The organism is Aeromonas sp. FDAARGOS 1417 (assembly GCF_019046985.1).
Taxonomy (GTDB): Bacteria; Pseudomonadota; Gammaproteobacteria; order Enterobacterales; family Aeromonadaceae; genus Aeromonas; species Aeromonas veronii.
Window position 1 is genome coordinate 182,581 of record NZ_CP077221.1, and the last position, 19,051, is coordinate 201,631.

The following is a 19,051-nucleotide window of genomic DNA, read 5'->3' on the forward strand; positions in this document are numbered from 1 at the left end:
TATGCCAAAACTGATCATTCTTCCTCATCCCGTACTCTGTCCGGATGGCGCCGCCCTCGAGGGGCAAAGCGGCGAGACCATTCTGGATGTGGCGCTGCGCAACGGTATCGAAATCGAGCATGCCTGCGAGAAATCCTGTGCCTGCACTACCTGCCACTGCGTGGTGCGCGAGGGCTTTGACTCGCTCGAGCCAAGTGACGAGCTGGAAGACGACATGCTGGACAAGGCGTGGGGGCTGGAGCCGGAATCCCGTCTTAGTTGCCAGGCAAAATTGGCGGACGAGGATCTGGTGGTGGAACTGCCCAAGTACACCCTGAACCTTGCCTCTGAACGCCATTAATTACACATGAGTGAATTGCACGTGCAGCATCCTGTGGTGCTTCAGTGATATGGTGGAAGGCCGTGACCCTCGGGGGCACGGCCTTTTTTGTATTCGTTATTCTCTCTTTGCCAATAAGCTCTTTCCCATAAAGAGTGCTTATACATAGTGCCAGTAAAAAGGAAGCAAACACGATGGCTGACATGATGAAGGTAGCGTTATCCACCCAGGCTGCGGCCGCCTATTGGGGCGAGGGCGCCCAGCTCAGTTTCAATGGCGACGAGGCACTGATCCATCTTGGTGCCGCCGGTCAGCAGAAGGATGTTCTGCGCACCGTTCAGCGCGCCGCCCGTCGCCTCGAATCGAGCGGGATCAAGCGGGTGACGCTGGTCGGTGAAGGCTGGGATCTGGAGCGTCGCTACGCGTTCGCCCAGGGGTTCTACGCCGCCAAGGGAGCGCGTGAACTGGATTTTGGCCAGCAGAGCGATGCGGACGCCCGTGAACTGGATGCACTGCTCAAGGCGGCTCGCTGGGTACGTGACATCACCAATGGCTGTCCGGAAGAGATCTACCCCATGAGTCTGGCGGAATCGGCCCTGTTGCTCATTCGTGGTCTGGCTGGGGATCAGGTTACTGCCCGCATCACCGCCGGTGAAGCGCTGCGCGAGTCCGGCCATATCGGGATCTGGTCGGTTGGCCGTGGCAGCGAGCGCGAGCCTGTGCTGCTGGAGCTCGACTACAACCCGACCGGTGATCGCAATGCGCCCGTGGTGGCGGCGCTGGTGGGCAAGGGGATCACTTTTGATTCTGGCGGCTACTCCATGAAGTCCTCTGACAACATGCTGCCGATGAAGTCCGACATGGGGGGCGCAGCCATGGTGACTGGCGCACTGGCGCTGGCTATCAGCCGCGGCCTGAACCAGCGGGTGAAGCTCATTCTCTGCTGCGCCGAGAACCTGGTCTCCGGCCACGCCTTCAAGCTGGGCGACATCCTCACCTACAAGAACGGCATCTCGGTCGAGATCCAGAACACCGATGCGGAAGGTCGTCTGGTACTGGCCGATGGCCTGATGGCGGCCTCCGACAGCGGTGCAGCTTATATCCTTGACGCAGCCACCCTGACCGGCGCCGCCAAGATGGCGCTGGGCCGCGACTACAATGCGGTGTTTGCCCTCGATGAGACCGAACAGCTGCGTGCGCTGGCCGCCGCCAAGGTGGAAAACGAACAGGCGTGGGCGCTGCCGCTGGAACCCTGGCATGCCAGCCAGCTCACCTCGGCCTTTGCCGATCTGGGCAACGTCGCCTCAGCCGAAGGCACGGCCGGTGCCACCACGGCTGCAGCGTTCCTTTCCCGCTTCGTGCGCGATGAGGGCAAAGGCTGGGTGCACCTGGATCTGGCAGCCTCTTATCAGAAATCGGGCAATGATCTCTGGGCGACCGGCGCCAAGGGGCACGGTCTGCGTACCATCGCACGCTGGCTGCAGGAGGTGACCGCATGAATGTCTGGCTGAGTCGTGAATTTGCACCGGCCGAGTGGGGGGAGGGGGCGCTGCTCTCTCACCGTGCCGACGGCATGGTGATCCATCTGGTGACGGCCAATCCGCTGCTCGATATCCAGCAGGCGGCCCGTCGCCTCTGCCAGCAAGGGATCCAGAAAGTGACCCTGGCTGGTCACTGGGAGCGTGAACAGCAGTGGGCTTTTGCCCAAGGGCTGCAAACCCCCAAGGCGGAGGTGCAACTGCAGTGGGCCATGTCCTCGGAAGAGGACAGAGAGGAGCTGGAAGCGCGTTGGCTCTGCGGCCGCTGGGTGCGCGAGATGACCAATGCCACCCCGGAGCAGTTGGGCCCGCTGGAGCTGGCGGTGGAAGCGGCCTCCTTTATTACCGAGCTGGCGCCGGACAAGGTGAGTCATCGTATTTTGAAAGGCGAAGCGCTGCAACAGGCGGGCTGGGTCGGCCTCTATCAGGTGGGCCGCGGCAGTGCGCGCGAACCGGTATTGCTGGAGCTCGACTTCAACCCAGGGCGTGACCCCAAGGCGCCGGTAGCGGCAGCGCTGGTGGGCAAGGGGATCACCTTTGACTCCGGCGGCTACTCCATGAAGAGCTCCGAGGGGATGCTCACCATGAAGTGCGACATGGGGGGCGCGGCGATTGTCACCGGTGCGCTGGCGCTGGCCATGCTGCGCGGGCTCGACAAGCGGGTGAAGCTGATCCTCTGCTGCGCCGAGAACCTGGTCTCCGGCCACGCCTACAAGCTGGGCGACATCCTCACCTACAAGAACGGCACCACGGTCGAGATTGTGAATACCGATGCCGAGGGGCGGCTGGTGCTGGCCGACGGTCTGCAACTGGCGAGCGAGTCCGGCGCACCGCTGATCATCGATGCCGCGACTCTGACTGGTGCTGCCGTGATGGCGCTGGGTGGGCGCTACAATGCCCTGTTTGGCCTCGATAAAGGGCTGGTAAGCCGGGCCATGACCTATGCCGATGCCGAGCATGAGCCTGCCTGGCCGCTGCCGCTGGAGCCCTGGCACCGCCAGCAGTGCCCCTCCCATTACGCCGACACGGCCAACAGCCGTCCGGTGAAGGGGGGCGGGCCGGGTGGCGCCTCCAACGCGGCGGGTTTCCTCTCCCGTTTCGTTGCCAACGAAGGGATGGGCTGGTTGCATATCGATCTGGCCGCCTGCTTCAGTGACAACGGCGATGCCCTCTGGGCGCCGGGAGCCAATACCCTGGGGATGCGCACCATAGCGCGGGCCTTGCTGGCGGAAGCCAAATAGGCGAGACAAGGCACCTTCGGGTGCCTTTTTCATGCTGTTCGAATTGTGAACAAAAGATGGGTTTTTGGCGGCTTAAGGTAACTATCGTGCGCAAGCGCACATATTTTCCGGCTCTGCTCGGTCAAGATGAGTGTGGATGTTGATTGCAAGGGAGTGATGTTTAATAAAAAGTTGCTTGTTTGTGTGTTTTTCCGGTTTTTGTTTACGTATAATCGCCAGCGAACATGGATTCTAACAATAAAACTCTGTAGTTAAGGAAAGATATCAATGGCCATCGAACGTACCTTCTCTATCGTCAAACCGGATGCTGTCAGCAAGAACCTGATCGGTGCCATCTATAGCCGTTTCGAAAGCGCAGGCTTGAAAGTGGTGGCATCCAAAATGCTGCATATGAGCAGTGAACAGGCTGCCGGTTTCTATGCCGAGCATCAGGGCAAGCCTTTTTATGACAATCTGGTCAGCTTCATGACCTCTGGCCCTGTCATGGTGCAGGTGCTGGAAGGGGAAGACGCCATCCGTCGCAATCGCGAGATCATGGGGGCTACCAACCCGAAAGAGGCGCTGGCTGGTACCTTGCGTGCCTGTTATGCCGAGAGCATCGATCGAAACGCAGTGCATGGATCCGATGCACCTGCATCCGCTGCCCGCGAAATTGCCTACTTCTTCTCTGACAACGAGATCTGCCCGCGCGGCTGATTTTTGTGGATGATGACCCAAGGGAGCCTCGGCTCCCTTTGTTGTTTTCGCCGTTTACGCAATATCCCTCTATTCTCCAGGTGGAAAGCCAGACCCATTATTTGTACAATGCCGCCCCCTGACGTCGTCAGCCAATAATTGATGAAGTGTTTGAACTGAGGCCATTGATGAGCGAAACAAAAATCAACCTGCTGGATCTTGATCGGGATGCCATGCGTGCCTTTTTCGTCGAACTGGGCGAGAAGCCATTCCGGGCAGATCAGGTCATGAAGTGGATCTATCACTTTGGGTGTGATGATTTCGATCAGATGACCAACGTCAACAAGGTGCTCAAAGAGCGCCTCAAGGCGATCGCCGAGATCAAGGCGCCCGAGATCAGCCGCGAGCAGCGCTCTGCCGATGGCACCATCAAGTGGGCTCTGCAGGTGGGCGATCAGGAGGTAGAGACCGTCTACATCCCGGAAGATGACCGCGCGACCCTCTGCGTCTCCTCTCAAGTTGGCTGTGCGCTGGAGTGCAAGTTTTGCTCTACCGCCCAACAAGGCTTCAACCGCAATCTGAAAGTCTCCGAGATCATCGGTCAGGTGTGGCGTGCGGCCCGCGTGGTCGGTGGCAAGCGTCCCATCACCAACGTGGTGATGATGGGGATGGGCGAGCCGCTGCTCAACCTCGCCAACGTGGTGCCCGCCATGCGTCTTATGATGGATGACTACGGCTTTGGCATCTCCAAGCGCCGGGTGACCATCTCCACCTCTGGCGTGGTACCTGCGCTGGACAAGCTGGGTGACCAGATCGACGTGGCGCTGGCTATCTCCCTGCACGCGCCAAACGACAAGTTGCGTTCAGAGATCATGCCGATCAACGACAAGTACAACATCGAGGAGTTCCTCGCTGGTGTCCGTCGTTACCTGGCCAAATCCAATGCCAACGGTGGTCGGGTGACCGTCGAGTATGTGCTGCTCGATCATATCAATGACGATATGCAGCATGCTCACGAGCTGGCCAAGGTGCTCAAGGACACTCCGAGCAAGATCAACCTGATCCCGTTCAACCCCTTCCCGGGCAACCCTTACGGCAAGCCGAGCAACAGCCGTATCGATCGCTTCTCCAAGGTGCTGATGGAGTACGGTTTCACCGTGATTATCCGCAAGACCCGTGGTGATGACATCGATGCCGCCTGTGGTCAGCTGGTGGGTGACGTGATTGACCGTACCAAGCGAACTATCAAAAATCGGATGCAACAGGATGGGATTTCCGTCAAAATGGTTTAAATGCTAAGCCATTGTATAGACAGGGAATGGATACACGTACATTGATCGTAGTGGCAGCGCTCTGCGCGCTGCCAGGCTGTGTGACCGAGACCACTTACGCTGGCCAGAACTCGACCCAGCGTGAAGTGGGTCCTGACCTCAAGGCGGCTGCCCAAACCCGCCTCGACCTGGGTATCCAGTACTTGCGTCAGGGCAATGCCGAGCAGGCCAAGTTCAATCTTGACCGCGCCCTCCAGTATGACCCCTCCAACCCCCAGATCCAGATCGGTTTTGCCTACTTCTACCAGAAGGTAGGAGATTTCAAGGCAGCCGAGACCCATTACAAGAACGCCCTTGCCATGGATCCGTCCAATGCTGACGCAATGAACAACTATGGTGCCTTCCTCTGTGATCGCGGCAGGTATGCCGAGGCAGATCAGGCGTTCAACCAGGCTGTTATTCAGCCAGGCTATGTAAAAATTGCCGATACCTATGAAAATGCGGCACTTTGTGCGCTGCAAAATCGCAGAAATGATAAAGCAGGCGAGTACTATCGCTTGGCCTTGGGGTATAATCCCCGCAATCCAGGGTTATTGCTGGACTTGGCCGAGCTTTCCATGAAAGATGGCAAGCTGCCTGATGTGCAGTCCTACCTCGCCCGTTTTGCCGATGTGTCAGACGAGAACGAGGAGAGTCTCTGGTTGAGACTTCGGCTGGCACAGGCGATGGACAAGCCGGCATTACTTCACCAATTCGGGACTGAGCTGGTAAGGCAATATCCCACTTCGCAACAAGCCAAGCGTTATTTAGCCAATGACTATTGAACAGCAACACGATTTCCAAGACGACTCCCAGGCAGTAGGCCCAGGCCAATTGCTGCGCAACGCCCGTGAACAGCTTGGCTGGACACGAGAACAGGTTGCGTCCCGCATTCACCTTCGTCTGACCCTGATCGCCGCTATCGAATCGGATACCTACGACAAGCACACCTCCCATACCTTTATTCGGGGCTATCTGCGTACCTATGCCAAGCTGGTCGGGATCCCCGATGAGACCATTCTGGCCGCTTACGACAAGCTGGGTCTGACTCCTCCCGACAATATCGACATGCAGAGCTTCTCCCGTCGCTCCCGCCAGCAAGCCAACGACAGTCGGCTCAAGGTGGTGACCTGGCTGGTGATCCTGGTGTTGATTGCGCTCTCGGTCGCCTGGTGGTGGCAGAGTACTTCACGCCGCTCCGCCGGTGATGAAGCGCTGGCAGCCACCGAGATGAGTGCAACCAGTTCGACTCCGGCTGAACCTGCTATCACGCCGCCCGATGCAATCAACACCGCCCCGGTGGAAGGCACAGCCATCGCACCGGCCGCCACGGACGTGACTGCCCCTGCGGTGGTCTCCGATGCGACTGCTACCCTGGCGCCTGCTTCTGCGGCTGTTGCCCCGAGCGATGTCAGCGCGGCTGTCGGCACTGCGACCGATGCAGCGGTATCCGGCGCCAATGGCACCGAATCTGAAGAGGCTGTCGTTGATCCGGCGACTGCGCCGCAACTGAAGATGAGCTTCACCGCCGATTGCTGGCTGGATGTGAAGGATGCTAACGGCAAGACCCTGTTCAGTGGTCTGAAGAAGGCCAACGACGAGCTGGTGCTGGAAGGCGCCGAGCCCCTGAAGTTCATCATTGGCGCGCCCATGGCCGTCAAGCTTGACTACAAGGGTCAGTCGTTTGATATGAGCCGTTACAACAACGGTCGTACAGCCCGCTTCTCACTGCCGCAGGAGTAATCTGTTTCCCATGTCTTCTCACGAATCACCCATCATTCGTCGTAAATCCAGACAGATCATGGTTGGTAATGTACCGGTTGGGGGCGAAGCCCCCATTACCGTGCAGACCATGACCAACACCAAGACCACAGATGTCGCCGCCACCATCGAGCAGATCCAGCGGATCGAGCGGGTCGGTGCCGATATCGTCCGTGTCTCCGTGCCCACCATGGAAGCGGCGGAAGCCTTCCGGCTGATCAAACAGCAGACCCGCATCCCCATCGTTGCCGATATCCACTTCGACTATCGCATCGCCCTGAAAGTGGCCGAGTACGGTGCCGACTGCCTGCGTATCAACCCGGGCAACATCGGCAATGAGCAGCGGGTGCGCTCGGTGGTCGATTGCGCGCGCGACCTCAATATCCCGATCCGTATCGGGGTCAATGGCGGGTCGCTGGAGAAAGATATCCAGGAGAAGTACGGCGAGCCGACCCCCGAAGCGCTGGTGGAGTCCGCCATGCGTCACGTGGACTATCTCGATCGCCTCGATTTCCAGGACTTCAAGGTGAGCGTCAAGGCCTCCGATGTGTTCCTGGCAGTCGGTGCCTATCGCCTGCTCGCCAAGCAGATTGAACAGCCGTTGCACCTTGGCATCACCGAAGCGGGCGGTTTCCGTGCCGGCGCGGTGAAGTCTGCCATCGGTCTGGGCATGCTGCTTACCGACGGCATCGGCGATACCCTGCGTATCTCGCTGGCGGCGGATCCTGTGGAGGAGGTGAAGGTCGGTTTCGATATCCTCAAATCCCTGCGTATTCGCTCCCGTGGCATCAACTTTATCGCTTGCCCATCCTGCTCACGGCAGGAGTTCGATGTGATCGCCACTGTCAACGCGCTGGAAGAGCGGCTCGAAGATATCATCACCCCGATGGATGTCTCCATCATCGGTTGCGTGGTGAATGGCCCGGGCGAAGCGCTGGTCTCCGACCTTGGTCTGGCGGGTGCCGCCAACAAGAGTGCCTTCTATGAAGGGGGCCAGCGGGTCGATCGGCTCGACAACAAGGATCTCATTCCAACTCTGGAGCGCCGCATTCGCGCCCGCGCCGCCATGCTGGATCCCGCCAACCGGATCCCGATGGACAAGGAGTGAGCGAAACAGGGCCACATTGGGTGGCCCTTTTTCCAGGTGACTGATTTTAAATCCCGCATCCGGATTCCCTGATTTTACCTTGGGGGGGAAAATCCCTATAATGCGGCCAAATTTTACCTCTTTTTCTCGAGTATCAACGTGGCAAAACAGATCCAAGCTATTCGCGGTATGAATGATTGCCTGCCGGAGCAGAGCCCGGTATGGCAGAAGGTTGAACAGATCCTGCGCCAGGTCGTTGCCAGCTATGGCTACAGCGAAGTGCGCATGCCGATTGTCGAGCAGACTCATCTGTTCAAGCGCGCCATCGGTGAAGTGACCGACGTGGTCGAAAAAGAGATGTACACCTTTGAAGACCGTAACGGCGACAGCCTGAGCCTGCGTCCGGAAGGGACCGCCAGCTGCGTCCGTGCCGGTATCGAACACGGTCTGCTCTACAACCAGGAACGCCGGATGTGGTACATGGGCCCCATGTTCCGTCACGAGCGTCCCCAGAAGGGCCGTTATCGCCAGTTCCACCAGTTCGGTGTCGAGCTGTTTGGCATCAACGGGCCGGACATTGACGCTGAGCTGATCATGCTGACCCACCGTCTGTGGCGTCTGTTTGGCATCAGCGAGCATGTCACCCTGCAGCTCAACACCCTGGGTCAGAGTGCCGAGCGTGCCGCTTACCGCGATGCGCTGGTGGCCTATCTGGAGCAGTACAAGGAGCAGCTGGACGAAGAGAGCCAGCGCCGCATGTACAGTAACCCGCTGCGGGTGCTCGACTCCAAGGATGAAAAGGTGCAGGCCATTTTGGCGGGTGCCCCGCGTCTGTTCGACCATCTGGGCGAAGAGAGCCTGGCCCACTTCGAGGGGCTCAAGCGCCTGCTCGAGTCTGCCGGTATCAAATACGAAGTGAACGAGCGTCTGGTGCGTGGTCTTGACTACTACAACCTGACCGTGTTCGAGTGGGTCACCAGCAGTCTGGGTGCCCAGGGCACCGTCTGTGCCGGTGGCCGCTACGATGGTCTGGTAGAGCAGCTGGGCGGTCAACCGACCCCGGCCGTGGGCTTTGCCATGGGCATGGAGCGTCTGGTGCTGATGCTGGAGACTCTCGAGCTCAACGCCGATATCCGCCCGGCAGTGGATGTCTATCTGGCGATGGTGGGCGAGGGGACCGAACAGGCTGGCTTCCAGCTGGCCGAGCGTCTGCGCGATGCCCTGCCGGACCTGCGCCTCATGAGCCACTGCGGTGGTGGCAACTTCAAGAAACAACTCAAACGTGCCGACAAGAGCGGCGCGGCAATCGCCCTGATCCTTGGTGAGACCGAGGTGCAAAACGGGGAGATCACTATCAAATATCTGCGTGGTCAGGCCGAGCAACAGACCGTCAAGGTTGACGCCGCCATTGCCCTGCTGGCAGCCAAAGGAGAGTAAGCTGTGGAAGTCTATACCACCGAAGAACAACAGGTTGAGGTTATCAAGGAGTGGTGGAAAGAGAACGGAACCTCGGTGATTGCCGGGACCGTGATCGGTCTGGTCGGTCTGTTCGGCTGGCGCTATTACAACCAGCACCAGCAAGAGACCATGGAGGCCTCCTCCCACTCTTACAACCAGGTGATTGAGCAGCTGGCCAAGGGCGATGCCGCCGGTTTCGAGCAGGCCCAGCAGTTTGTTACCGCCAACAAGGGTGACTCCTACGGTGAACTGGCTGCGTTGCAACTGGCTGCCGCTGCCGTCAAGGCGGGCAAGCTGGATCTGGCTGCCGAGCAGCTGGAGCTGGTGGCGACCACGGGTGACGAGAGCATTCGTCCCATCGCGGCGCTGCGTCTGGCCCGTGTGCTGAATGATCAGGGCAAGGCAGATGAAGCGCTGGCCAAGCTGGCAACCATCCAGAATGAGGCCTTCAAGGCGCAGGTAGCCGAAGCCCGTGGCGATGTGCTGCAAAAGCAGGGCAAGACCGAAGAGGCTCGTGATGCCTATCAGGCCGCGGCCGATGCCGGCGGCCTGCAGGGTAGCGCCGAGCTCAAGCTGAAAATGGACGATCTGGCCCTGCCGGCCGTTGCGACTGGTGAGGCACCGGATGCGTAATCTATTCAAGATGGTGGCGCTGGGGGCTGCGGTCTCCTTCGCTCTGCAGGGTTGCTCCCTGTTCAGTTCCGAAGAGGATCTCAACCCGATGGCGCCGCTGCCCAAGGTTGAATCTGCCTTCACTGCCGACACCGCATGGTCATCTACTGTGGGTGATGGTATCGGTGACTTCTACTCCCAGCTCAAGCCGGTGGTGGAAGAGGATCGCATCTACGCGGCGGCCCGCGACGGCGATGTCAGCGCCTTTGACCGTGCCAGTGGCGATCGCCTCTGGACCGTCGATCTGGCCGACCTGCCGGTCAACGCCGACAAGCGTAGCGCTCGTCTCTCCGGTGGCCTGGTTTCCCGTTACGGCAAGCTGTTCCTCGGCTCCGAGAACGGGGTGGTCTACGCCCTGAACGAAGAGAATGGCGAAGTGCTGTGGCAGACCAATGTGCCCGGCGAAGTGGTGGCAAGCCCCGCGGTGGAAGATGGCCGCGTGGTGGTGTTGACCACCTCCGGTCGCCTGATCGCCCTCGACACGGATGAAGGCAAGATGCAGTGGTCGCTCTCCGAAGAGCAGCCGCCGCTGACCCTGCGCAGTGCCGGTGCACCGGTGATCACCAACGGCGCCGTGATTTACGGTCGTGCCGATGGCAAGGTGGGCATCGCCCTGCTGAGCAACGGCCAGCCGGTGCGCCAGTCCAAGGTGGCTGATCCGCGCGGTGCCACCGAGCTGGACCGCATGGTTGACGTCGATGCCAGCCCGCTGATTGCCGGTGATGAGCTCTACGCCATCGCCTACAACGGTCAGCTGATGGCGCGCAAGCTGATGACCGGCGATGAAGTGTGGAAGCGCAAGTATTCCGGCTATCGCGATCTGGCGATGACTGGCAATGCCATCGTGCTGACCGACAGCCGCAGCCATCTGTTTGCCATCGACCGTCGCAACGGTCTGGAGCTGTGGTCCAACACCCAGCTGGAAAATCGTACCGTCACTGCACCTGTCATCTTCGGTGACTATGTGGTGGTGGGTGATGTGGAAGGATACCTGTATTGGCTTGATCGTACCGACGGTACCATCAAGGCGATGCAGCAGCTCGATAGCAGTGGTCTCTATGCCGCCCCGCTGGTGGATGGCGAGACCCTGTATGTGCAGAGCCGTGACGGCAAGTTGTACGCCCTCAAGCGTCCTTGATCGTCCGATAATGTGAATATCCGGCTCCTGGTCTTCGGACCCGGAGCCTTTGTCGTCTTGAGAATGAGGCTTTTATGACTCCTGTAGTAGCCCTGGTGGGCCGCCCCAACGTGGGGAAATCCACCCTGTTTAACCGCTTGACCCGTACTCGGGATGCCCTGGTTGCCGATTTTCCCGGTCTGACCCGGGACCGTAAATACGGTCAGGCGAAGTTGGGCGAGCTGGAATTTATCGTGGTCGATACCGGTGGTATCGATGGCACCGAAGAGGGGATCGAGCTGAAGATGGCCGAGCAATCCCTGCTGGCCATCGAAGAAGCAGACGTCGTGCTGTTCATGGTTGATGCCCGTGCCGGTCTTACCGCGGCGGATCAAGCCATCGCCGAGCACCTGCGCAAGGCCCACAAGAAGGTATTTCTGGTGGCCAACAAGACCGACGGTATCGACGGTGATTCCGCGGTCTCCGAGTTCTACGGTCTGGCGCTGGGTGAGGTCTACCAGATCGCGGCCGCCCACGGTCGTGGCGTGCTGAGCCTGCTGGAACTGGCCCTGGCTCCCCATCTGGAGACCCTGGTCGACTCCGCTACCGATGAAGATGCGCAGGATGAGGAAGAGGAGGACTTCGACGAAGAAGCCCTGCTGCGCATGGTGGCTGCCGGTGAACTCGATACCAAAGAGGACACCAAGGAGACCCCGTTCGCTGACCTGCCCATCAAGTTCGCCATCGTTGGTCGTCCCAACGTCGGTAAATCTACTCTGACCAACCGCATGCTGGGTGAAGATCGGGTCATCGTCTATGACATGCCCGGCACCACCCGTGACTCCGTTTACATTCCGATGGAGCGTGACGAGCAGAAGTATGTGGTTATCGACACAGCCGGTGTGCGTCGTCGTGGCAAGGTGCACGAGACGGTTGAGAAGTTCTCCGTTATCAAGACCCTGAAAGCTATCGAAGATGCCAACGTTTGCCTGCTGGTGATCGACGCCCAGGAGACCATCACCGATCAGGACTTGAGCATCCTTGGCTATGTGCTCCACGCCGGTCGCTCCGTGGTGCTGGTGGTGAACAAGTGGGATGGTCTGGATCAGAAGGTGAAAGAGGATGTGAAGAACGAGCTGGATCGTCGCTTGGGCTTCATCGACTTCGCCCGCGTTCACTTCATCTCCGCCCTGCACGGCAGCGGTGTCGGCCATCTGTTTGAATCCATTCAGGAGGCTTACCAGTCCGCCACCCGTCGTACCAGCACGGCCATGCTGACCCGCATCATGCAGATGGCGCAGGAAGATCACCAGCCGCCGATGGTCAACGGTCGCCGCGTCAAGCTCAAGTATGCTCACGCCGGTGGCTACAACCCGCCGCGCATCGTGATCCACGGCAACCAGCTGAACGACTTGCCGGACTCCTACAAGCGGTATCTGATCAACTACTTCCGCAAGTCCCTCAAGATCATGGGCTCGCCGATCCGGGTCGAGTTCCAGGAGTCGGTCAACCCGTTTGAAGGCAAGAAGAACACCATGACCCTGAGTCAGGAACGTCAGCGCAAACGCCTGCTGAAGATGAAGAAGAAATAAGCCCTTGCGGCTGCCCTCACCGGCAGCCGCTTTGTTATCCTCGCCATGTTAAGGTGAGGAATAAGGGGAGGGGGATCTGCCATGGAACAAGACCATGGCAGATCCACTTTCGAGGAGTTGATTATGGAAGCCCTGCTTTGTCCATCATGCCAGGCTGAACTGGATACCCGCAGCAAGGAGCAAACCTGTGGCCAGTGCCAGGCCCCTGTTCGGGTTACTGCCATTTGCCCCACCTGCCAACAGGAGCTGGAGCGTCTCAAGGCGTGCGGCGCGGTGGATTACTTCTGCAACCACTGCAACTCGCTGATCTCCAAGCGGACGGTACAGTTCAAGGCGGCGCTGGTGTAAGACGATAATCAGGTGAGAAAGAAGATAAAAAAACCCGGCGAATGCCGGGTTTATGCTGTGTGCTCTGCAATAAGCAGGGTATAGGATCGATTTCTGCGCCACAGGTTGCGCTTGATGTCATTAAGCTTGAGTTTGCGTCTGGGGCTCCAGCTGCACTTCGCTTTTCTGACCAGACTGATTTTTCTACGTTTTTGCATCTTGGTCTCCTCCCAACTCAGGTGGCCATCCCGGCCTTGGGTCATTGATGGAGCCCATCCGAAATTGCTGTTATTTAATCTCTCAACATAATGAAAACAATGCGATTTCGGATAGGCTCCGATGTGAATCGATGGTAACAGAGAAGTTTACGTGAAAACAGCCGAATAATGGCTGGTTAGCGCATGGTGATCTGATTGACCACTTCGGCGATGGCGGTGGGGCGCTCGGCCAGCTCGGGCTCGCTGTCGTTGTCGAGACTCTCCCGCTGATGTGCCTTCTGTTGCTCGTTGTCGAGCCAGAGCAGACTCTGGTAATACTGGCGCACGTTGTTGACATAGTTGCGCGCCTCGCTACCACGGGCATAGCCGTAACGCACCTTGCGGTGCCAGCGCGCTTGCTGCAGCAGCGGCAGCACCTCTTTCACGTCGCTCCAGGCGTCAGGATTCTTGCCGAGCTCTTTGGTCAGGCGGCGGGCATCCATCATGTGGCCGTAACCGATGTTGTAGGCGGTGAGGGCAAACCACACCTTCTCGTCATCGGGCACCGAATCCGGCACCTTCTCCATCATCTGTTGCAGATAGAGGGAGCCACCCTTGATGCTCTCTTCCGGATGAAGCCGGTCGTTGACTCCCATCGCCTTGGCGGTGGGCTCGGTCAGCATCATCATGCCGCGCACGCCGGTGTAGGAGCGGGCCTGCGGGTCCCAGTGGGACTCCTGATAGCTGATGGCGGCGAGCAGACGCCAGTCGATATTCTTGGCGTGGGTCTGGAACAGCGGCTGGTACTTGGGCAGCAGGCTCTTGGCGCGCTTGAGGAAGGTACGGGTATCGACAAAGTCGAAGTTCTGCACGTGGCCGAAGTACTTCTCGTCCAGCTTGGCGATGGCACCATCCATAAAGCGCTGACCGAAGAAGTCGATCACGCTGGCATAGAGGCTGTCATCGGGCAGCTTGCTCATGGCCCAGGCAACGGTCTGCTTCTGGGCCAGGGTCAGCCCCTCGGTAAGCTCCGGGTAGTAGCGCTGGGTACGGGCCAGCACGGTATCCTGCACCACCGTGTAGTCAATCTTGCCATCCACCACCTGTTTGAGCAGCTCCTCCACATCGGCGTTGTCGCTGGTGCTCCAGGCTAGTTTCGGATTCTCTTTGCTCATCTCTTTGAGCAGATCTTCACCGGTGGAGCCGGCGGCCACCACCAGCTTGCCCTTGATATCGTTCAATGAGGCCGGCTTGGGTTTGCCGTTGCGGTAGACCAGTTTGGGGGAGACCTGGTAGAAGCCCGGGCCGAAGCGAAACAGCTCGCGTCGCTCGGGGGTGACCATGATGGCGGCAGCCGCCAGATCGAGTTTGCCCTTTTTCAGCAGGGTGACCAGTTGGTCAGTGGTGTCGACCGGGATGATGGTGAGTTTCACCCCCAACCAGTCGGCATAATTTTGCGCCAGCTCGTAATCGAATCCCTGGGCGAGGTCGTCACGCTGGTAATAGGAGGTGGGACCATAGATGGTGCCAACCCGGATCTCGCCTCGCTGGCGGATCTGCTCCAGCTGGCTGGAGGGGCTATAGAAGTCGCAGCCAACCAGTGTCAGCGTCAACAACAGCCCGATAAACAGTCGAAAAATGCAGCGCAAGTAGGTGAGTACCTTTGTTGAAAAAATCGGCATTTGTCAAAAAAGAGGCACCTTTATACCAGAGAGTGTGCGCAGAGTCACACTGCACGAAGTGAGAAAAACGTTTGTCCGCTGTGAGCCAGATCCCTATAATACGCGCGTCTCAATTCCCCCCCACTTTAAAACTTGGTGAGAAAGGTCATATGGATATCTTGCGTGGTGCCCCAGCACTGTCTGATTTTCGTGTCCAAAAACTGCTGCAACGCTTCGCACAGATGAGAAATGAGAGTGGAGTAGAAAGCGGAGTAGAGATAGAGGATGTCTATGCCGAGTATGTGCACTTTGCCGAGCTGACAAGCCCCCTCTCTCCCCCCGAGCGAGCGACCTTGGGCCAGCTCTTGCGCTACGGCCCGACCATCCCCGAACACACCCCCAGCGGTCAGCTGTTTCTTGTTACCCCCCGCCCCGGCACTATCTCCCCCTGGTCTTCCAAAGCAACCGACATCGCCCACAACTGCGGCCTGAAACAGGTCAAGCGGCTGGAGCGTGGTATTGCCTACTACCTGACCATCAAGGGGCAGGGTGAGCTGAGTGCCGCCCAGCGCAGCGCCATTGCCGCCGTGCTCCATGATCGGATGATGGAAGTGGTGTTTGCCGAGATGAGCGAAGCTGCCGCCCTGTTTGCTCACCACGAGCCGCGCCCCTTCACCCAGGTGGATGTGCTGGGCGGTGGTCGCGCAGCCCTGGCCGAAGCCAACGTGGCGCTCGGTCTGGCGCTGGCCGACGACGAAATCGACTATCTGGTGGAGAACTTCACCAAGTTGGGTCGCAACCCCAACGACATCGAGCTCTACATGTTCGCCCAGGCGAACTCCGAACACTGCCGTCACAAGATCTTCAATGCCGACTGGACCATCGATGGCGAACAGCAGCCCAAGTCGCTGTTCAAGATGATCAAGAACACCTTCGAGCAGACGCCGGATCATGTCCTCTCTGCCTATAAAGACAACGCCGCCGTGATGGAAGGGAGCCAGGGTGGCCGCTTCTTCCCGAGCCCGGCCAACGGCGAATACCAGTATCACCAGGAACAGGTCGACATCCTGATGAAGGTGGAGACCCACAACCACCCGACCGCGATCTCCCCGTTCCCGGGGGCAGCAACCGGCTCCGGCGGCGAAATCCGCGACGAGGGAGCCACCGGGCGCGGTGCCAAGCCCAAGGCGGGTCTGGTCGGTTTCTCCGTCTCCAACCTGCGCATTCCCGGCTTCGAGCAGCCCTGGGAGCAGGATTTCGGCAAGCCGAGCCGTATCGTCAGTGCCTTCGACATCATGCAGGAGGGGCCGCTCGGCGGCGCCGCGTTTAACAACGAGTTCGGTCGTCCGGCCATTCTCGGCTACTTCCGTACCTTCGAAGAGGAGGTGCCGAGCCACAACGGCGTCGAGGTGCGTGGCTACCACAAACCCATCATGCTGGCTGGCGGCATCGGCAACATCCGCACCGAACATGTCCAGAAAGGGGAGATCCCGGTCGGCGCGGCGTTGATCGTGCTGGGCGGCCCGGCGATGAACATCGGTCTGGGCGGTGGTGCCGCATCCTCCATGGCTTCCGGCCAGTCAGCCGAAGATCTCGACTTTGCCTCGGTGCAGCGTGACAACCCCGAGATGGAGCGCCGTTGCCAGGAGGTGATCGATCGCTGCTGGCAGCTGGGTGACGACAACCCTATCGTCTTTATCCACGATGTGGGGGCGGGTGGTCTCTCCAACGCCATGCCGGAGCTGGTCAACGACGGTGAGCGCGGTGGTCGTTTCGATTTGCGCGCCATCCAGAGCGACGAGCCGGGCATGAGCCCGCTGGAGATCTGGTGCAACGAATCCCAGGAGCGTTACGTGCTGGCGGTAGCGCAGGACAAGTTGCCGCTGTTCAAGGCGCTGTGCGAGCGCGAGCGCGCCCCCTATGCCGTGATCGGCACCGCGACCGAAGAGAAGCATCTGACCCTCTCTGACAGCCACTTTGACAACCAGCCCATCGATCTGCCGCTGGACGTGCTGCTCGGCAAGGCGCCCAAGATGCACCGCGACGTGGTGACTCTGCCTGCACAAGGCAAAGCGCTCCAGCTAGATGGCATCACTTTGAGTGACGCGGCCGAGCGGGTTCTGCGTCTGCCGACCGTGGCGGAGAAGTCCTTCCTTATCACCATCGGCGATCGCAGCGTGACCGGTCTGGTCAATCGCGACCAGATGGTTGGTCCCTGGCAGATCCCGGTGGCCGATTGCGCCGTCACCGCTGCCACCTATGACAGCTATCACGGCGAAGCCATGTCCATGGGCGAGCGTACCCCGGTGGCGCTGCTCTCCCACGCCGCCTCCGCTCGCATGGCGGTGGCGGAAGCGCTTACCAACCTGGCACCGGCCCACATCGGTTCCCTCAAGCGGGTCAAGCTTTCCGCCAACTGGATGGCCGCTGCCGGTCACCCGGGGGAAGATGCCGGTCTCTATGAGGCGGTCAAAGCGGTAGGTGAGGAGCTCTGCCCGGCCTTGGGCATCACCATTCCGGTGGGCAAGGACTCCATGTCCATGAAGACCCGCTGGCAGCAGGATGGCAAGGAGCACAGCGTCACCTCGCCGCTCTCCCTGCTCATCTCCGCCTTTGCCCGGGTCGAGGATGTGCGCAACACAGTCACGCCACAACTGCGTACCGATCTCGGTGAAACCGACCTTATCCTCATCGACCTTGGCAACGGCAAGCAGCGCCTCGGCGCCTCTGCGCTGGCGCAGGTCTATCGCCAGCTGGGTGACAAGGCGCCGGATCTCGACAATCCGGTCCAGCTCAAGGGCTTCTTCAACGCCATTCAGGCGCTGGTGGCTGATCGCAAACTGATCGCCTACCACGACCGCTCCGACGGTGGTCTGTTCGTCACACTGACCGAGATGGCGTTTGCCGGCCACTGCGGCCTCGACATCCAGCTCGATCGCATCGGCGGCGAGCTGCTGCCGGCGCTGTTCAACGAGGAGCTGGGCGCCGTCATTCAGGTGCGTCGTGAAGACAAAGAGGCGGTGATGACCCTGCTGGCCGGTCACGGTCTGGCGGCCTGCTCCCATGTGCTCGGTACCGTGCGCGAAGGGGATCTCATCACCTTGCAACGGGGCGGTCAGGAGGTCTATCGTGCCAGCCGCACAGCCCTTCGCACCATCTGGGGCGAGACCAGTTGGCAGATGCAGCGCCTGCGCGACAACCCGGCGTGCGCCGACAGTGAGCACACGGCCCGTCAGGACGCCACCGATCCGGGTCTGCATGCCAAGCTGACTTACAACCCGTCCGAGGATGTGGCGGCGCCCTACATTGCCAAGGGTGTTTCACCCCGTCTGGCGGTGCTGCGCGAGCAGGGGGTCAACTCCCATGTGGAGATGGCGGCGGCGTTCGATCGTGCCGGTTTCGCGGCGGTCGATGTCCATATGAGCGACATTCTCTCCGGTCGCATCAAGCTGGAGGAGTTCCAGACCCTGGTGGCCTGTGGCGGCTTCTCCTACGGTGACGTGCTGGGGGCGGGGGAAGGCTGGGCCAAGTCCATCCTGTTCAATGACAACGCCCGCGAGCAGTTCCAGCGCTTCTTCGAGCGTGGCGATACCCTCTCTCTGGGTGTCTGCAACGGTTGCCAGATGATGTCCAACCTGCGAGAACTAATCCCGGGTGCCGATCTCTGGCCGCGCTTTGTACGCAACCGCTCCGAGCGCTTCGAAGCCCGCTTCAGTCTGGTGCAGGTACAGGAGTCCCCGTCGGCCTTCTTCGCCGGCATGGCAGGCTCCGTGATGCCCATCGCCGTTTCCCACGGGGAAGGGCGTGTCGAGGTGCGCGATGCCGCTCACCTGAGCGCGTTGCAGGCCAGCGGTCTGGTAGGGCTGCGCTTTGTCGATAACCGCGGCAGCGTGACCGAGCAGTACCCGGCCAACCCGAATGGCTCACCGAACGGTATCACCGCGGTGACCACGCAAGATGGCCGAGCTACCATCATGATGCCGCATCCGGAGCGGGTGTTCCGCACCGTGGCCAACTCCTGGCACCCCGACAACTGGGGCGAGGACGGCGCCTGGATGCGGATGTTCCGCAACGCCCGGGTTCGTCTGGGTTAATA

General features: G+C 59.9%; 15 protein-coding genes. 14 read left to right on the plus strand and 1 reads right to left on the minus strand.

Annotated features, from left to right (window positions below; all coding sequences use genetic code 11):
• Position 1 precedes the first annotated feature (1 nt).
• The 13 genes from fdx to I6L47_RS00865 all read left to right on the plus strand — a co-directional run bounded on the left by fdx (position 2) and on the right by I6L47_RS00865 (position 13,118).
• The gene (fdx, locus tag I6L47_RS00805; protein WP_005333808.1) at positions 2-340 is read left to right on the plus strand and encodes an ISC system 2Fe-2S type ferredoxin; all 339 of its coding nucleotides are present in this window, start codon (positions 2-4) and stop codon (positions 338-340) included.
• 173 nt (positions 341-513) lie between these two features.
• A complete protein-coding gene (gene pepB, locus I6L47_RS00810; RefSeq protein ID WP_005344851.1) occupies positions 514-1,818 on the plus strand; it encodes an aminopeptidase PepB in 1,305 nt (434 codons plus the stop codon).
• Positions 1,815-3,098, plus strand: a complete 1,284-nt coding sequence (gene pepB / locus I6L47_RS00815; protein WP_005359802.1) for an aminopeptidase PepB — start codon at positions 1,815-1,817, stop codon at positions 3,096-3,098. The genes pepB (I6L47_RS00810) and pepB (I6L47_RS00815) overlap by 4 nt, the downstream gene beginning before the upstream one ends.
• Before the next feature lie 267 nt (positions 3,099-3,365).
• A complete protein-coding gene (gene ndk, locus I6L47_RS00820) occupies positions 3,366-3,794 on the plus strand; it encodes a nucleoside-diphosphate kinase (protein ID WP_005333805.1) in 429 nt (142 codons plus the stop codon).
• A gap of 167 nt (positions 3,795-3,961) precedes the next feature.
• Positions 3,962-5,065, plus strand: a complete 1,104-nt coding sequence (locus I6L47_RS00825) for a bifunctional tRNA (adenosine(37)-C2)-methyltransferase TrmG/ribosomal RNA large subunit methyltransferase RlmN (RefSeq protein WP_216948425.1) — start codon at positions 3,962-3,964, stop codon at positions 5,063-5,065.
• A gap of 11 nt (positions 5,066-5,076) precedes the next feature.
• On the plus strand, positions 5,077-5,868 hold the full coding sequence (gene tapF, locus I6L47_RS00830) for a PilW family type IVa pilus biogenesis/stability lipoprotein TapF (RefSeq protein WP_085943024.1): 792 nt from the start codon (positions 5,077-5,079) through the stop codon (positions 5,866-5,868).
• Entirely contained in the window at positions 5,858-6,826 is a 969-nt protein-coding gene (gene rodZ / locus I6L47_RS00835; protein WP_216948426.1) for a cytoskeleton protein RodZ, read from the plus strand. Before tapF ends, rodZ begins: the two co-directional genes overlap by 11 nt.
• Positions 6,827-6,836: 10 nt before the next feature.
• On the plus strand, positions 6,837-7,952 hold the full coding sequence (ispG, locus tag I6L47_RS00840) for a flavodoxin-dependent (E)-4-hydroxy-3-methylbut-2-enyl-diphosphate synthase (protein ID WP_216948427.1): 1,116 nt from the start codon (positions 6,837-6,839) through the stop codon (positions 7,950-7,952).
• A gap of 138 nt (positions 7,953-8,090) precedes the next feature.
• Entirely contained in the window at positions 8,091-9,368 is a 1,278-nt protein-coding gene (gene hisS / locus I6L47_RS00845) for a histidine--tRNA ligase (protein ID WP_005351051.1), read from the plus strand.
• A 3-nt stretch (positions 9,369-9,371) separates the two neighbouring features.
• Complete coding sequence (locus I6L47_RS00850; protein ID WP_021229680.1) at positions 9,372-10,022, plus strand: tetratricopeptide repeat protein; 651 nt, start codon at positions 9,372-9,374, stop codon at positions 10,020-10,022.
• On the plus strand, positions 10,015-11,199 hold the full coding sequence (gene bamB, locus I6L47_RS00855; RefSeq protein ID WP_005333796.1) for an outer membrane protein assembly factor BamB: 1,185 nt from the start codon (positions 10,015-10,017) through the stop codon (positions 11,197-11,199). Before I6L47_RS00850 ends, bamB begins: the two co-directional genes overlap by 8 nt.
• 74 nt (positions 11,200-11,273) lie before the next feature.
• Positions 11,274-12,770: a ribosome biogenesis GTPase Der gene (gene der / locus I6L47_RS00860; RefSeq protein WP_005333794.1), complete on the plus strand. Its 1,497-nt coding sequence runs from the start codon at positions 11,274-11,276 to the stop codon at positions 12,768-12,770.
• Between the two features lie 123 nt (positions 12,771-12,893).
• Positions 12,894-13,118, plus strand: a complete 225-nt coding sequence (locus tag I6L47_RS00865) for a zinc ribbon domain-containing protein (RefSeq protein ID WP_005344872.1) — start codon at positions 12,894-12,896, stop codon at positions 13,116-13,118.
• Positions 13,119-13,491: 373 nt separating this feature from the next.
• Here I6L47_RS00865 and mltF read toward each other — a convergent pair whose 3' ends face one another.
• Positions 13,492-14,976, minus strand: a complete 1,485-nt coding sequence (gene mltF, locus I6L47_RS00870) for a membrane-bound lytic murein transglycosylase MltF (protein WP_005344877.1) — start codon at positions 14,974-14,976, stop codon at positions 13,492-13,494.
• A 149-nt stretch (positions 14,977-15,125) separates the two neighbouring features.
• Here mltF and purL point away from each other — a divergent pair, with 149 nt between their 5' ends.
• The gene (purL, locus tag I6L47_RS00875; RefSeq protein WP_216948428.1) at positions 15,126-19,049 is read left to right on the plus strand and encodes a phosphoribosylformylglycinamidine synthase; all 3,924 of its coding nucleotides are present in this window, start codon (positions 15,126-15,128) and stop codon (positions 19,047-19,049) included.
• Positions 19,050-19,051: the final 2 nt, after the last annotated feature.

Coding starts and splice junctions, on each gene's coding strand:
- fdx (WP_005333808.1), top strand. CDS start 2: ATGCCAAAACTGATCATTCTTCCTCATCCCGTACTCTGTCCGGATGGC.
- der (WP_005333794.1), top strand. CDS start 11,274: ATGACTCCTGTAGTAGCCCTGGTGGGCCGCCCCAACGTGGGGAAATCC.
- pepB (WP_005359802.1), top strand. CDS start 1,815: ATGAATGTCTGGCTGAGTCGTGAATTTGCACCGGCCGAGTGGGGGGAG.
- mltF (WP_005344877.1), bottom strand. CDS start 14,976: ATGCCGATTTTTTCAACAAAGGTACTCACCTACTTGCGCTGCATTTTT.
- ndk (WP_005333805.1), top strand. CDS start 3,366: ATGGCCATCGAACGTACCTTCTCTATCGTCAAACCGGATGCTGTCAGC.
- purL (WP_216948428.1), top strand. CDS start 15,126: ATGGATATCTTGCGTGGTGCCCCAGCACTGTCTGATTTTCGTGTCCAA.
- pepB (WP_005344851.1), top strand. CDS start 514: ATGGCTGACATGATGAAGGTAGCGTTATCCACCCAGGCTGCGGCCGCC.
- ispG (WP_216948427.1), top strand. CDS start 6,837: ATGTCTTCTCACGAATCACCCATCATTCGTCGTAAATCCAGACAGATC.
- I6L47_RS00865 (WP_005344872.1), top strand. CDS start 12,894: ATGGAAGCCCTGCTTTGTCCATCATGCCAGGCTGAACTGGATACCCGC.
- rodZ (WP_216948426.1), top strand. CDS start 5,858: ATGACTATTGAACAGCAACACGATTTCCAAGACGACTCCCAGGCAGTA.
- bamB (WP_005333796.1), top strand. CDS start 10,015: ATGCGTAATCTATTCAAGATGGTGGCGCTGGGGGCTGCGGTCTCCTTC.
- I6L47_RS00825 (WP_216948425.1), top strand. CDS start 3,962: ATGAGCGAAACAAAAATCAACCTGCTGGATCTTGATCGGGATGCCATG.